Below are 14,210 nucleotides of genomic sequence, written 5' to 3' on the forward strand. Positions count from 1 at the left end.
ACCATGATAATAGCGCCCAGCATGCAGAAAATGGGTTGGATTCGCGATATTTTCATGCGAGCGCCATAAAGGAATTTTCTGGAGGGTATACAATGAGCATTGATGGAATACTGGAACGGGCATTAAACGGAGAACGACTGACAATGGACGACGCTGTGCGCTTATATGAAAGTGATGAAATAGAAAAAATGGGAGCTGCCGCGGATGAAATAAAAAAACGCTGGCACCCGGAGCCTGTTGCCACCTTTAACATAGGGCGTAATGTCAATTACACAAACGTCTGCGATACTTTCTGCCGTTTCTGTGCATTTTACCGCCGGCCGGGATCGGAAGAGGGCTACCTTCTTTCGGACGACCAGATTCTGCAGAAAATTAAAGAGCTTCAGGATGTTGGAGGAGACGAGATTCTAATGCAGGGTGGGACCAACCCGAATCTCCCATTTGAATACTATACAAACCTGCTTAAAAAAATTAAAAGTCATTTCCCGGACGTGACGATGCACTCGTTTACGCCGGCAGAAGTGTACAAAATGATGGAGGTTTCCGGTCTGTCATTAAAAGAGGTATTAACGGCTCTTCACGAAGCTGGTCTGGATTCGCTTCCAGGCGGAGGTGCCGAGATTCTCACAGAAAAGACGAGAAAACGGATCAGCCGCTTGAAATGCACGGCCGATCAGTGGATCGACTGCATGAAAATGGCTAAAGAGGTTGGTATGCACGGCACGGCAACGATGGTTATCGGCTTTGGCGAATCAAACGAAGAGCGGGCAGAACACCTGTGGCGCATTCGTGAGGCCCAGGACGAATCCAACTGCTTTTTGGCCTTCATATCCTGGACCTTCCAGCAGGATTACACAAGCATGAAAGGCGAGCGTATTACACCGGAAGGCTACCTCCGGAATGTAGCCATTTCACGCTTATTCCTGGACAACATCCCGAACTTCCAGTCCTCCTGGGTAACAGCAGGACCAGAGACGGGCAAACGCTCTCTTTCCTACGGCTGTAATGACTTTGGCAGCACCATGATGGAAGAGAATGTTGTTTCTTCAGCGGGTACCACACACAAAGTGAACATCAACCGGATTCTTCGTTTGATACGGGAAGCAGGCTACACGCCGGCGCAGCGGAATACGAAGTACCATACACTCCGTGTGTTTGAAGGAGAAGAAAACAGCGAAAAAGACTTTGTAATGCAAAACTAACTACAGGTTGCATGATAAGAAGCTTTTCGCTATGCTGAAATAGCGAAAAGGAAAATGCAAGGATGAGGACATAAAATTAAAGCAGGCGTCCCAGAGAAGAGAACCAGGGCTGGAAGTTCTCTACGAACCGTTTTATTTTTACCCCCTCGGAGCTCCGGCAGGGAACAGCAGTATCTGCCGGCGGGCCCCCGGCCGTTACCCGGATAGAGTCGTCTCTGCGCTTGGGACGAAAACTAGGGTGGAACCGCGGCTGAGCCCGCCCCTTTCGAGGGGCGGGCTTTTTTATGTGTTTTTTGGTTTATTACAGTTATAAAAGGAGGACAAAACCACAATGGCAGAACAAACAATCACGCTCATATTTCCAGATGGGAACGAAAAATCATATGACATCGGCACGACGACAGAAGAAGTAGCCGGAGGTATCAGCTCAGGCCTGAAAAAGAGCGCACTGGCAGGAAAAATCAACGGAAGAATGGTGGATCTCCGCACTCCGCTAAGGGAGAATGGCCAGATTGAAATCATTACGTACCAGTCTCCGGAAGGCCTTGAAGTGCTCCGGCACAGCACCGCGCACGCAATGGCCCAGGCGGTGAAGCGCCTGTTTGATGACGTGCAGCTTGGTGTCGGCCCGGTGATTGAAAACGGGTTTTATTATGACATTGATACGTCGCACCAGCTGACGCCGGAAGACCTTCCTAAAATCGAAAAAGAGATGAATAAAATCATTGATGAGAATCTGGAAATTATTCGCGAGGAAGTGTCCAGGGAAGAAGCAGTCCGCTTTTTTAAAGAGCTTGGCGACGAGCTGAAGCTGGAATTAATTGAAGATATCCCTGAAGGAGAACAGATCGCGCTTTACCGGCAGGGAGAATTTGTCGATTTATGCCGCGGCGTTCATGTACCGCAGACATCCAAACTGAAAAAGTTTAAGCTGATGAACATCTCCGGGGCTTACTGGCGCGGAGACAGCAATAACAAAATGCTGCAGCGTATTTACGGCACCGCCTTTGAAAAGCAGTCCCAGCTTGATGATCATTTGAAAATGCTCGAAGAAGCCAAAGAACGCGATCACCGTAAAATCGGCAGAGAGCTCGACATATTTACGACAAGTCAGACAGTCGGACAGGGGCTTCCGCTCTGGCTTCCAAACGGTGCCACAATCCGCCGGATTATTGAGCGCTACATTGTAGATAAAGAAGTACGCCTCGGCTATGATCACGTGTATACGCCGGTGCTTGGTTCCTCCGAGCTGTATAAAACGTCGGGCCACTGGGACCACTATCAGGATGATATGTTTCCACCGATTGAAATGGACAATGAAACCCTCGTGCTTAGGCCGATGAACTGTCCGCACCATATGATGGTCTATAAAAATAAAAAGCACAGCTACCGCGATCTGCCGGTCCGCATCGCAGAGCTCGGAACGATGCACCGTTATGAAAAATCCGGGGCGCTTGCCGGCCTGCAGCGTGTGCGGGCGATGACATTAAACGATGGTCACATTTTTGCCCGCCCGGATCAGCTGAAGGATGAATTCATCCGTGCAGTGCGGCTTGTCCGTGAAGTCTACCATGATTTTGGCATTAAGGATTACACCTTCCGGCTTTCGTACCGGGATCCGGAGGATAAAGAAAAATACGTGGATGACGACCAGATGTGGGAAAATTCCGAGCGTATCCTGAAGGAAGCGATGGATGCGATTGACGCTGAATATGTGGAAGCAGAAGGGGAAGCAGCATTTTACGGCCCGAAGCTCGATGTCCAGGTAAAAACAGCGATGGGCAAGGAAGAGACGCTCTCCACCGTCCAGATCGACACCCACCTTCCTGAACGTTTTGATCTCACGTATGTTGGAAGTGACGGAGGCGAGCACCGTCCGGTAGTAGTCCACCGGGGTATTGTGTCCACGATGGAGCGCTTTATCGCCTTTCTGCTTGAAGAATACAAAGGCGCTCTGCCGACGTGGCTTTCTCCTGTTCAGGTGAAAATCATACCGGTCTCGCCTGACGTTCATCTCGACTACGCAAAAGAAGTGGAAATGGCGCTGCAGGCATCAGATATCCGGGTGGAAGTGGATACGAGGGATGAAAAGCTCGGCTACAAAATCCGGGAAGCCCAGACGCAGAAAATCCCTTATATGCTTGTGCTTGGCGACAAAGAGCAGGAAGCAAATGCCGTAAATGTACGCAAATACGGTCAGCAGGATTCACAATCACAGCCGCTGAATGATTTTGTGGAAAATGTAACAGCGGCTATTAATGAATATCGGTAAAGTGGTTGACGTCCTAATAGGTCCGTGCTACGATGTCTTAGTGTGAAAATAATTAATCCCTAAAGAAGAAGCGCCCGCTTCTCACCTGACCGACAAACGTTGGCTGGTTATTATCAATATATTGAATGTGTAGATCATATATTCTATATACGTGTGGGCGCTTCTCTGTTTCAGAGGGTGTCTGCACGTTTTTTCGTTGTGCCAATGGTATGTATTTGCGTGGAAGCCCCGCGCACTAAATTTCTGGAGGTGGCTTATTATTCGTAAGGACCAAAAGGTAAACGAGGGCATCCGTGCCCGTGAAGTTCGACTCATCGACGCTAACGGAGAGCAGCTTGGAGTGAAATCAAGAAACGAAGCTTTAGAGCTGGCCGGGAAAGAAAACCTTGACCTTGTTCTTGTTGCTCCAAACGCGAAACCGCCTGTCTGCCGTATTATGGATTACGGTAAATATCGTTTTGAACAACAGAAAAAAGATAAAGAAGCCCGGAAAAAGCAAAAAACGATCAACGTGAAAGAAGTTCGTTTGAGCCCGAGCATTGAAGAACACGACTTTAATACAAAGCTGCGTAACGCACGCAAGTTTTTGTCCAAAGGCGATAAAGTGAAAGCAGCTATCCGCTTCCGCGGTCGTATGATCACACACTCTGATATCGGTAAGGAAGTACTTGACCGGTTTGCCAAAGAATGTGAAGACGTGAGTACGATCGAAACGAAGCCGAAAATGGATGGCCGCAGCATGTTCCTCATGCTCGCTCCAAAAGCGGAGCAGGAACGGGAACAAAAAGAAGAATCCAGCAAAGAAGAATAGACAGCGGTTTTTTCCGTTATATTAAAAAAGGAGGATGTCACTTATGCCAAAAATGAAATCTCACCGCGGAGCAGCAAAACGTTTTCGCAAAACAGGAAGCGGCCGTGTAAAACGCGCACGCGCATTCACGAGCCATATGTTTTCGCATAAATCCCAAAAGCAAAAGCGTAACCTTCGTAAGCCGGAGCTTGTTTCCAAGTCCGACTACAAGCGTATCAAGACACTACTGCCGAAAACGAAAAAATAAGCACGGCCAAATAATTGAGATAATCTAAGGAGGGGTTGACGATGCCAAGAGTAAAAGGCGGATATGTGGCACGTCGCAGACGTAAACGAGTATTAAAACTCGCGAAAGGTTATAGAGGTTCTAAGCACAGACTGTTTAAAACAGCACAGGAACAGGTAATGAAGTCCCTGCAGTATGCTTACCGGGACCGTCGCCAGCGCAAGCGCGAATTCCGTAAGCTGTGGATTGCACGCATTAACGCAGCAGCGCGGTTGAACGGCTTATCCTACAGCCGCATGATGCATGGCCTGAAGCAGGGCGGTATCCAAATGAACCGTAAAATGCTCGCAGATCTTGCAGTAAATGATGAAAAAGCATTTGCAGAGCTTGCTGAAAAAGCGAAATCAAACTTATAATTAAACAAAAAGCGGAGCGCCCGTAATGAGGCGTTCCGCTTTTTAATGTTTTTCCGGCTGTGTTGCTTCAAGCTTTTGCATGAACTCTTTCACCGGACTGTTCCACTCGATGGCAGCTTCCGGGTAAAGTGAAAGAATTTCCCGTTCGAGAAAGGTGAAATCCTCGCGCTGAAAGCCGCGCAAATGCTCGCTTTCAATCACCCAGAGCGAAATAGTAACCACTTCAAACGCTTTTTCGGTTGTACCTACGTATTTTTCGCCTTCAAACATGACGCCTTTGTGGGTAGCCAGTAGATTTTTCCGTACATTTTGCTGGTCATCAAGCAGATAGAATTGTTTTTTATGGTGGGCTGCTTCCAGTTTTCTTCTTGAATTATTCCAGTATCTCCAAAACGAGTATATGATAATAACAAGCGCGATCAACAGCAGCACCCGCAAAAGAATACCCAATCTTTACACCCTCCTCTGCATCTATCGGATTAAGCGCACATAAACCTTATCATTTCTAATATATACGAACAGTATATTAAAAAGTTTCACAGGTTCCCGGGTATGATAGATTATGTTTGAGCCCTGCGGCAAAGTTCTTTATACTGAATATGGAAGAACCCGCACCACAACGCTTGTACTGATGAAAATATTAATGCGGCTCATTAATAATATTTTCCCTTTGCATGTGTGTGTAAAACAACCGTACATAAAGGAGGCAGCATGAAATGGCAGAATTAGATTCAACATTGCAGATGCTAAAGGACCTCACGGACGCAAACGGCGTTCCGGGGAACGAACAGGAACCAAGAAAAGTGATGACCCAGTATATTTCTCCTTACGCCGATGAAATGAGCACCGATCGGCTGGGGAGTCTGATTGCCAAAAAAACCGGCCAGGCCGGGGGCCCGAAATTAATGATTACCGGGCATTTGGACGAAATTGGTTTTATGATATCGGGAATCGATGAGAATGGCTTTTTGAAATTCCAGACCCTCGGGGGATGGTGGAGCCAGGTGATGCTCGCCCAGCGGGTGAAGGTAATGACGAGAAAAGGAAACATTACCGGCGTCATCGGCTCGAAGCCGCCACATATTCTGCCGGCGGAGCAGCGTAAGAAGGCGATGGAAATTAAAGATATGTTCATCGATATCGGTGCTTCAAGTAAGGAAGAAGCAGAGTCATTCGGCGTGCGTCCTGGGGACTCAGTCGTGCCGGTATGTGATTTTGAAGTGATGAACAATGAAAAATTACTGATGGCGAAAGCCTGGGACAACCGTATTGGCTGTGCTATCGCGATTGAGGTGCTGAAGCGACTCGAAAACGAATCCCATCCGAATGAAATTTACGGTGTCGGGGCTGTACAGGAGGAAGTCGGACTGCGCGGAGCGAAAACAGCAACCAACCTGATTCAGCCGGATATCGGATTTGCGGTAGATGTAGGCATTGCCGGGGATACGCCGGGTGTCACAAGTAACGACGCCAGAGCGAAAATCGGTAAAGGACCACAGCTTCTTATGATGGATGCCTCCGTTATCGCACACAAAGGGCTGCGTGATTTCGTTGTCGGTGTGGCTGAAGAAAAGGAAATTCCTTTTCAGTTTGACATGATGGCAAACGGCGGCACAGATGCAGGATCTATTCACCTGTCCGGTGAAGGAGTACCGGCTATGGCCATTACGATTCCGACCCGCTATATTCATACGCATGCAGCTATTCTTCACAGGGATGACTTTGAGCATGCCGTGCAGTTAATCGTAGAAATTGCTAAGCGTCTGGACCGCGACACAGTAGAGTCGTTAACGTACGAAGCATAAAAACCAGCCTTTCTGTCCATAAGGGACGGGAGGGCTGTTTATTTTCTTTCTGTGTCCGGCCAAAATGTGCTACGATGAGAGAAAATACTGGGGGAGACAGCGAAGTGAAGCGGATAGAATCGGCAAAAAACCCGAAAGTAAAAGAGATAAAAAAACTTCATAAACGTAAGGAACGTGAAAGGTCAGGGCTTTTTTTAATTGAGGGAGACCATGCGCTGACAGAAGCCGTCCGGTCGCAGGCTTGGATTGAAGAAATTTTCATTGAAGAGCATAAAGAGTGGCCGCAGGTTTTCAATGAAATACCAACACCGGCCACAGAGGTAACAGAAAGCGTCATGAAAGAAATCAGCTCGACGGAAACGCCGAAAAATATTGTAGCTGTATGCCGAATTCCTGAATTTTCTAATGTGAGAAGCGGCGGATATTCGTTTTTCGTGCTGGTGGACAGCATTCAGGACCCTGGTAATCTGGGAACAATTATCCGGACGGTTGATGCGCTTGGAAAAGGGGTAGTCGTTCTTGGCACAGGTACGGTGGATGCGTACAACGAAAAGGTGGTCCGGGCGACGCAGGGCTCATTGTTTCATGTTCCGGTACTCCAGGAGGACCTGGGAGAATGGCTGGAATGGCTGCAGGAAACGGACATTCCGTGCTTCGGCACTTCGCTTGATGAAGGAACGTCGTATTCGGCACTTGAGCCGCAGCCTTACTTTGCGTTGATTATTGGCAATGAAGGAGCCGGTGTACAAAAGAAATGGCTCGAGCGGACCGACCAGAACCTGTACATTCCGATTCCGGGACAGGCAGAATCACTAAATGCGGCTGTCTCTGCCGGTATCCTCCTGTATCATTTGAAGCAGACAGATTGGTGATGGTTGCAATCGGGCCGGGCTTTTTCTATAATAATGCATATTGAAACATATAAACACAAATGCGCAGATGAAGAGTAGTAGCATTGCTTCCTGCTGGACAGGGAAAAGGTATCGCTGACTGAAAATACCTTACAGTAAGGATTTGTGAATTCGCTTCGGAGCAGCCGCTGGAGTATTCCCTGTGGAAGAAAAGCGTGCCGGAACCTGTCGTTACAGGAAAGTGAGCTGTGCACTGCAGCTAACAAGGGTGGTACCGCGAGCCTTCGTCCCTTTCAGGGAGAGGGCTCTTTTTATTTGGCATAAAAATGGAGGGAAGCAGGATATGATAGAACGCTTGGAGGAACTGCAGCAGGAAGCGCTGCAGCAGATTGAAGAAGCTGGCGATACAAAAGAATTGGAGCAGGTGAGAGTAAAATACTTAGGGAAGAAAGGCCCGATTACGGAAGTGCTCCGGGGGATGGGGCAGCTGTCCAAGGAGGAGCGCCCCGTTGTTGGCCAAAAAGGAAACGAAGTACGTGAAGCCATTCAGGAGCGTCTGGAGAAAAAGACGAAAATGCTTGCCGAAGAAGCATTAAAGGAAAAGCTTAATAAAGAGACGCTGGATGTAACACTTCCGGGACGTAAAGTTCAGCGCGGGGCGAAGCACCCGCTGACGAGCGTGGTGGAGGAGATTGAAGATATCTTTATCGGCATGGGATTCGAAGTGACTGAAGGACCGGAGGTCGAAACCGATTATTATAACTTTGAGGCCATGAATCTGCCAAAGGACCATCCGGCCCGGGATATGCAGGATTCTTTTTATGTCAGCAGTGATCTGCTTCTGCGTACGCAGACGTCGCCGGTGCAGGCCCGCTCGATGGAACGCCACCACGGCGAAGGACCGGTAAAAATCATCTGTCCGGGCAAGGTCTACCGCCGGGATGACGATGATGCTACTCACTCCCACCAGTTTATGCAAATCGAAGGGCTGATGGTTGATGAAAATATCCGGATGAGTGATTTAAAAGGGGTACTCGAAACATTTGTGAAAAAATACTTCGGAGAGGAAAGAGAAATCCGCCTCCGCCCGAGCTACTTTCCGTTTACCGAACCGTCTGCAGAGCTTGATGTTTCGTGCGGCATCTGCGCCGGGGAAGGCTGCCGCATCTGCAAGCATACCGGGTGGATTGAAGTACTCGGGTGCGGAATGGTGCATCCACGCGTGCTGGAAATGAGCGGCTTTGATCCCGATGTCTACAGCGGCTTTGCCTTTGGAATGGGAGTGGAGCGCTTCTCCCTCCTGAAATACGGCATTGACGATATCCGGCATTTTTACACGAACGATATGCGCTTTTTAAAACAATTCACTCGAGTATAGAAGGAGAATGCAGACATGTTGATCTCATATAAGTGGCTGAAAGATTATGTAGATATTGAAGATATTACTCCCGAAGAAATCGCTGACCGTCTGACTACGGGAGGCGTGGAGGTAGACGCCCTGTACCGGCGTGCCGAGCCGATTGAGGGTTGCGTCGTCGGATACGTTACCGGAGCCGAAAAGCATCCGGATGCGGATAATTTAAACATCTGCCAGGTGGATCAGGGAGGAGAAACGGTGCAGATTATCTGCGGAGCTGACAACGTGGCAGCCGGACAGAAGGTCGTAGTGGCAAAGCCTGGCACCGTGCTGCCCGGGGGCATGGAAATTAAAGCAACGGAAATACGCGGCGAGGAATCCAACGGTATGATTTGCTCTCTCCAGGAGCTCGGTGTGGAAGCTAAACTGGTTCCTAAACACGTGGCTGAAGGTATTTTCGTCTTTGATGAGGAGCCGGAAACGGGATCGGATGCGGTAAAAGCTCTTGGCTGGGACGACACGGTAATGGATCTCGACATTACGCCAAACCGTGCCGACTGTCTCAACATCCTCGGCGTCGCCTATGAAGTAGCGGCCCAGCTGGACCGGACCGTTCAGCTCCCCGTAACTTCGGTACAGGAAAGCGAAAAGCCTGCCTCGGCAGCGGTCAATGTGAAAATCGAAAACGGGGAGGATACTCCTTATTACGGAGCAAGAGTCGCTGAAAATATTCAGGTGAAGCCGTCTCCGTATTGGATGCAGAACCGTTTAATGGCTGCAGGCATCCGGCCAATCAGCAACGTCGTAGACATTACCAACTATGTGCTGCTTGAATACGGGCAGCCGCTGCATGCGTTTGATTTTGACGCCTTCGGCTCTGACCAGGTGCTTGTGCGAAGAGCGTTTGAAGATGAAGAAATACAAACGCTCGACGGCAATAAGCACCACCTTTCGACAGAGCATCTGGTTGTAACCAACGGCACAAAGCCGACAGCTCTCGCAGGAGTGATGGGTGGAGAGCACTCAGAGGTCAACGACCAGACAACAAATATTCTGCTTGAAGCGGCTCTGTTTCACCCGTCCCTGATCCGCCAGGCGTCCAAGGATACGCGGATACGAAGCGACGCAAGCGTCCGGTACGAGCGGGGGCTCGACACAGAAAGAGTGGAGCAGGCAGCAGACCGGGCGGCCCACTTGTTCGCCAAATATGCGGGTGCCTCTGTGCTTCAGGGCATCGAGCAGGAGGACCACCGGGAGCCAGGCGGCAGATGGGTTCGGGTAAGCGACCGCCGTATCAACCAGCTGCTTGGAATGGAGCTCAGCGGTTCAGAGATGGTGCGTATTCTCGAACGTCTCGGCTTTCAGACTGCTGACAAGGAAACGAGCAGTATCGAAGTGTACATTCCAAGCCGCCGTCCGGATATTCATATTGAAGAGGATGTTGCAGAAGAAATCGCGCGGATGCATGGCTATCAGGATATTCCGAGTACGCTGCCTAAAGGGGCTACGACCGCCGGAAGCCTGACCGCCGAGCAGAAAAGAAAGCGGACAGTACGCCGCTTTTTAGAAAGTGCCGGGCTGAGTGAAGCTGTCACCTATTCCCTGACAACCGTCAGCTCAGCGTCACGTTTCACGCTTTACCCGGAAAAGTATACGATGGAAGTATCCATGCCGATGAGCGAGGACCGCAGAGTACTGCGACAGAGCCTGATTCCGCAGCTTCTTGAAGGAGTCAGCTATAACCGCAACCGCCAAACGAAGGATATCGCCCTATTTGAAATGGGCTCGGTGTTTCTTTCCGAAGAAGCGAATGCTGCTGTGCAGCCGGAAGAACGCATTATGCTTGCTGCAGTAGTAAGCGGCAGATGGGAAAACCACCTGTGGCAGGGAGAAACGAAAAATGCAGACTTTTATGTGATGAAAGGAATTGCTGAAGGCATTCTTGAGGAACTGCACGTAGAAAGCCGTGCCTCGTTCACTCTGGCAGAGCGCAGTGATATGCACCCTGGCCGTACCGCAGATATACTGCTCGACGGAGAGACAGTGGGGTATGTCGGCCAGATTCATCCAACGACGGCGGGTGACTGGGATATAGCTGAAACGTATGCCCTGCAGGTTGATTTAACCTCCCTGCTTCAGGCGGTGGAAACGCCGGTTCGTTACCACACACTGCCGCGGTTCCCTTCCACTACCCGTGATATCGCGATCGTAGTGGACGAAAATGTGCCTGCAGCTGAAGTGAAAGAGGTTATTGAGTCCGCGGGTGGAAGCACGCTGTACAGCACCTCCCTGTTTGACGTTTATCAGGGCGAGAATCTGACGCCCGGCAAAAAATCCCTGGCGTTCACCCTGGTGTATCTGGATCCGGAAAGAACATTAACGGATGAAGAGGTCAGCTCTGCACACGACCAGGTGCTTCGCATGCTTGAAGAAAAAACTGGGGCAGAGCTCAGGCAGTAAAACAGCTGCCGGGCATCTTCCGGTTTAATAAAGGGCCTGTACAGGGAAAGATATTCAGAGCCTTTTTATTCTGTTACTATTAAGGTAAAGGCACATTCAAGAACAGGGGGCGGAAGACGTGGCTGATGATCAAAGTAAAAAACGCACTACGGTTACAATATACGGCCAGCAGTACACGATTGTCGGTGATGAACAACCCTCGCATATTAATCAGGTCGCCAATTATTTAGATAAAAGAATGAAAGAGTATAAAGCATACAATCCTTATTTGGATACGACCCGCCTGGCGGTATTGACAGCTTTAAACGTAGTGGATGATTATATCAAACTCAAAGAAGAAGTAAACAAGGACAGAGACTCTGAAGGATAATGGCTATGGAAATAGTAATAAACGTTCTGCTTGTTGTGATTTTAATCGGAAGCTTTTTTACAGGGCTTCAAAGAGGCTTTGTTCATCAATTGCTTCGCCTGGTCAGTCTGGTGGCAGCGTTTATTGTTGCGTTTTTATTTTATGAAGAAGTGGCACAGTTTTTAGAACAATGGATCCCCTACCCATTCGGCCAGCAGACAGAAGGGACCTTTCTTGCTGCTTTTGATACCCGCAGCTTGTTTTATTATTCGATTGCCTTTCTTCTTTTATTTATCGCCGCCCGCATCATCGCCGGCTTTTTAACCGGAGCAGCAGGCGGCATCGCCAGGCTTCCGGTGCTGAGAACGATCAATTACTGGCTTGGCGGCGTGCTCGGGGTGCTGGAGGCGTACGTGATTTTATTCGTTGTGCTGGCTGCAGCTATGCTGATGCCGTTTCCGGCTCTTGAGCCGGTAGTAAACAATTCGGCAGTCGCCAGTTTTATATTACATGAAACCCCATGGCTTTCCGGCTGGTACGAGCAAATCATGCCGGCAGACCCCGGGAGCATGGACGGCCCAATAGAGAATGAAGGCTGACTTCCCTGCGTTTCACAGGGGAGTCTGTTTTTATGTCTTCACTCCGGCGGCGTGGGCTTAGACAGAATTATTAACTCCCGTTATACTCAAAAAAGAATGCCTAACATGATTAAAGCTGACATGTGGAGGAGAGTAGCATGAATAAAAAAGATCTTATTGGCCATTTGGAAACAATCGCTGTATATATGGAAATTAAGGGTGAGAACCCATTTAAAATTTCTGCCTACCGTAAAGCGGCTCAGGCGCTTGAATATGATGAGCGTTCATTGAGTGAAATTGATGATGCAGGCAGCTTAAAGGGCATCGGAAAAGGAACAGCGGCTTTGATAAAGGAATGGCGGGACAATAACGGGGAAACAGAACTGATGCAGACGCTGACAGAAGAAGTGCCGGAGGGATTGATCCCGCTGCTGAAGCTTCCCGGACTCGGCGGAAAAAAAGTGTCGAAGCTCTATCAGGAGCTGGACATAACGGACCGGGATTCGCTTGAACAGGCCTGTTTAACCCATGAGGTACAAAATCTCGAAGGCTTTGGGGCTAAAACCGAGCAGAAAATACTCGAAGCACTCGCGGAAGAAGGCAAGCGTCCGGAACGGCTGCCAATTGCCTATATGCTGGAAATGGCCGAAAAGCTGGAAGCCTCCCTGGAAGCTGTGAAAGGGGTGCGTCGGTATGCACGGGCGGGCAGCCTGCGCCGGGTGGAAGAGTCGGTGAAGGACCTGGATTATATTATGAGTGTGGAAGATGCCGAAAATGTCCGTAAGCAGCTGGTGGAAATGCCCGAATTAACGAAGGTTATTAACGATGGTACTAGCAAGGTCAGCGTTGAAATTAAAGGGGAATATAACGTTCAAGTAGATATTCGCTTAGTGGAGGAAGAAGATTTTGCGAGCACCCTGCACCACTTTACCGGCTCGAAAGACCATAATGTACAAATGCGCCAGCTGGCAAAGGAACGAAATGAAAAATTAAGTGAATACGGCATTGAAGACCAGCATGGGCGCAAAACAACGTTTCAGAATGAAGCCGAATTTTACGACCACTTTGGCCTGTACTTTATTCCTCCCGAAGCACGCCTGGGCAGAGATGAAACGGATAAATTCCGTCAGTCGTATCCATATATCGAAAAGAAACACATCCGCGGCGATCTTCACATGCACACGACGTGGAGCGATGGCTCTCTTTCCATCCGCGAGATGGTGGAGGAAGTGAAGAAGCACGGCTATGAATGGCTGGCTCTTACGGATCATTCCAAATACCTCCGCATTGCCCATGGACTGGATGAAGAAAGAATCCGCAGGCAGATAGAAGAAATACAAAAAATCAGAGAAGAAGAAAAAGATATTCAACTATTTGCCGGTATTGAAATGGATATCCGGCCGGACGGCACGCTTGATATTGAGGATGAAGTTCTCGAAGAGCTCGATGTCGTCATTGCTTCCATCCATTCCTCCTTCTCCCAGACGGAAAAAGAAATTATGAACCGGATGGAGCAGGCTCTGGAGCATCCGGAAGTGAACGTTATCGCCCATCCAACGGGAAGACTTTTAGGACGTCGGGGCGGATACAAAGTAGATGTAGACCGGCTGATGAAGCGGGCGGGCGAAACGAACACGGCTCTGGAGCTGAATGCCAATCCCAATCGCCTTGATCTTTCGGCCGACTGGCTGAGAAAAGCTGCTGAGCATAATGTCTGTATTGCAATCAACACGGACGCCCATAATCCCGGTATGCTTAATCACATGGATGTGGGCATATCCATTGCCAAAAAAGCACTTCTGCAGCCGGAACAGGTCATAAACACGATGACAGCGGAGCAGCTGAAAGAATGGCTGAAGCGTAAGAAACAATAGAACAATCAA

13 protein-coding genes and 1 other annotated feature are annotated in these 14,210 nt (G+C 49.2%); of the genes, 12 read left to right on the forward strand and 1 reads right to left on the reverse strand.

What is annotated here, in order from left to right; genetic code table 11:
- Positions 1–92 precede the first annotated feature (92 nt).
- The 5 genes from mqnC (at position 93) to rplT (ending at position 4,927) form a co-directional block, all read left to right on the forward strand.
- Positions 93–1,202, forward strand: coding sequence for a cyclic dehypoxanthinyl futalosine synthase (gene mqnC / locus Q0757_RS00220; RefSeq protein WP_091614809.1), 1,110 nt, complete (start codon positions 93–95; stop codon positions 1,200–1,202).
- A 331-nt stretch (positions 1,203–1,533) separates the two neighbouring features.
- Entirely contained in the window at positions 1,534–3,474 is a 1,941-nt protein-coding gene (gene thrS, locus Q0757_RS00225; RefSeq protein ID WP_298783497.1) for a threonine--tRNA ligase, read from the forward strand.
- Positions 3,475–3,530: 56 nt separating this feature from the next.
- Positions 3,531–3,675, forward strand: a sequence feature (ribosomal protein L20 leader region).
- On the forward strand, positions 3,671–4,285 hold the full coding sequence (infC, locus tag Q0757_RS00230; protein ID WP_245558588.1) for a translation initiation factor IF-3: 615 nt from the start codon (positions 3,671–3,673) through the stop codon (positions 4,283–4,285). Its footprint overlaps the feature before it by 5 nt.
- A gap of 43 nt (positions 4,286–4,328) precedes the next feature.
- Positions 4,329–4,532, forward strand: coding sequence for a 50S ribosomal protein L35 (rpmI, locus tag Q0757_RS00235; RefSeq protein ID WP_022793119.1), 204 nt, complete (start codon positions 4,329–4,331; stop codon positions 4,530–4,532).
- Between the two features lie 41 nt (positions 4,533–4,573).
- A complete protein-coding gene (rplT, locus tag Q0757_RS00240; RefSeq protein WP_298783507.1) occupies positions 4,574–4,927 on the forward strand; it encodes a 50S ribosomal protein L20 in 354 nt (117 codons plus the stop codon).
- Positions 4,928–4,969: 42 nt separating this feature from the next.
- Here rplT and Q0757_RS00245 read toward each other — a convergent pair whose 3' ends face one another.
- A complete protein-coding gene (locus Q0757_RS00245; RefSeq protein ID WP_298783509.1) occupies positions 4,970–5,377 on the reverse strand; it encodes a sigma-w pathway protein ysdB in 408 nt (135 codons plus the stop codon).
- Between the two features lie 266 nt (positions 5,378–5,643).
- Here Q0757_RS00245 and Q0757_RS00250 point away from each other — a divergent pair, with 266 nt between their 5' ends.
- From Q0757_RS00250 to polX, 7 genes are all read left to right on the forward strand, one after another.
- On the forward strand, positions 5,644–6,732 hold the full coding sequence (locus tag Q0757_RS00250; RefSeq protein ID WP_298783511.1) for a M42 family metallopeptidase: 1,089 nt from the start codon (positions 5,644–5,646) through the stop codon (positions 6,730–6,732).
- A gap of 74 nt (positions 6,733–6,806) precedes the next feature.
- The gene (locus Q0757_RS00255; RefSeq protein ID WP_298783513.1) at positions 6,807–7,604 is read left to right on the forward strand and encodes an RNA methyltransferase; all 798 of its coding nucleotides are present in this window, start codon (positions 6,807–6,809) and stop codon (positions 7,602–7,604) included.
- A gap of 322 nt (positions 7,605–7,926) precedes the next feature.
- Positions 7,927–8,961 carry a phenylalanine--tRNA ligase subunit alpha gene (pheS, locus tag Q0757_RS00260; RefSeq protein ID WP_298783515.1) on the forward strand — a complete coding sequence of 345 codons (1,035 nt, stop codon included), beginning with the start codon at positions 7,927–7,929 and terminating at the stop codon, positions 8,959–8,961.
- A 15-nt stretch (positions 8,962–8,976) separates the two neighbouring features.
- On the forward strand, positions 8,977–11,400 hold the full coding sequence (gene pheT / locus Q0757_RS00265; RefSeq protein WP_298783516.1) for a phenylalanine--tRNA ligase subunit beta: 2,424 nt from the start codon (positions 8,977–8,979) through the stop codon (positions 11,398–11,400).
- Between the two features lie 118 nt (positions 11,401–11,518).
- Positions 11,519–11,770: a cell division protein ZapA gene (gene zapA / locus Q0757_RS00270; protein WP_298783518.1), complete on the forward strand. Its 252-nt coding sequence runs from the start codon at positions 11,519–11,521 to the stop codon at positions 11,768–11,770.
- Positions 11,770–12,348, forward strand: coding sequence for a CvpA family protein (locus tag Q0757_RS00275; protein ID WP_298783520.1), 579 nt, complete (start codon positions 11,770–11,772; stop codon positions 12,346–12,348). The genes zapA and Q0757_RS00275 overlap by 1 nt, the downstream gene beginning before the upstream one ends.
- Positions 12,349–12,485: 137 nt before the next feature.
- Positions 12,486–14,201, forward strand: a complete 1,716-nt coding sequence (gene polX, locus Q0757_RS00280; protein WP_298783521.1) for a DNA polymerase/3'-5' exonuclease PolX — start codon at positions 12,486–12,488, stop codon at positions 14,199–14,201.
- The last annotated feature ends 9 nt before the right edge of the window (positions 14,202–14,210 follow it).

Source organism: uncultured Marinococcus sp., from assembly GCF_947493875.1.
Classification (GTDB): domain Bacteria; phylum Bacillota; class Bacilli; order Bacillales; family Marinococcaceae; genus Marinococcus.

What these genes read in the sequence shown, in the direction of transcription:
- mqnC (WP_091614809.1), top strand. Translation starts at nt 93, where the DNA reads ATGAGCATTGATGGAATACTGGAACGGGCATTAAACGGAGAACGACTG.
- thrS (WP_298783497.1), top strand. Translation starts at nt 1,534, where the DNA reads ATGGCAGAACAAACAATCACGCTCATATTTCCAGATGGGAACGAAAAA.
- rpmI (WP_022793119.1), top strand. Translation starts at nt 4,329, where the DNA reads ATGCCAAAAATGAAATCTCACCGCGGAGCAGCAAAACGTTTTCGCAAA.
- rplT (WP_298783507.1), top strand. Translation starts at nt 4,574, where the DNA reads ATGCCAAGAGTAAAAGGCGGATATGTGGCACGTCGCAGACGTAAACGA.
- Q0757_RS00250 (WP_298783511.1), top strand. Translation starts at nt 5,644, where the DNA reads ATGGCAGAATTAGATTCAACATTGCAGATGCTAAAGGACCTCACGGAC.
- Q0757_RS00255 (WP_298783513.1), top strand. Translation starts at nt 6,807, where the DNA reads ATGAGAGAAAATACTGGGGGAGACAGCGAAGTGAAGCGGATAGAATCG.
- pheS (WP_298783515.1), top strand. Translation starts at nt 7,927, where the DNA reads ATGATAGAACGCTTGGAGGAACTGCAGCAGGAAGCGCTGCAGCAGATT.
- pheT (WP_298783516.1), top strand. Translation starts at nt 8,977, where the DNA reads ATGTTGATCTCATATAAGTGGCTGAAAGATTATGTAGATATTGAAGAT.
- Q0757_RS00275 (WP_298783520.1), top strand. Translation starts at nt 11,770, where the DNA reads ATGGCTATGGAAATAGTAATAAACGTTCTGCTTGTTGTGATTTTAATC.
- polX (WP_298783521.1), top strand. Translation starts at nt 12,486, where the DNA reads ATGAATAAAAAAGATCTTATTGGCCATTTGGAAACAATCGCTGTATAT.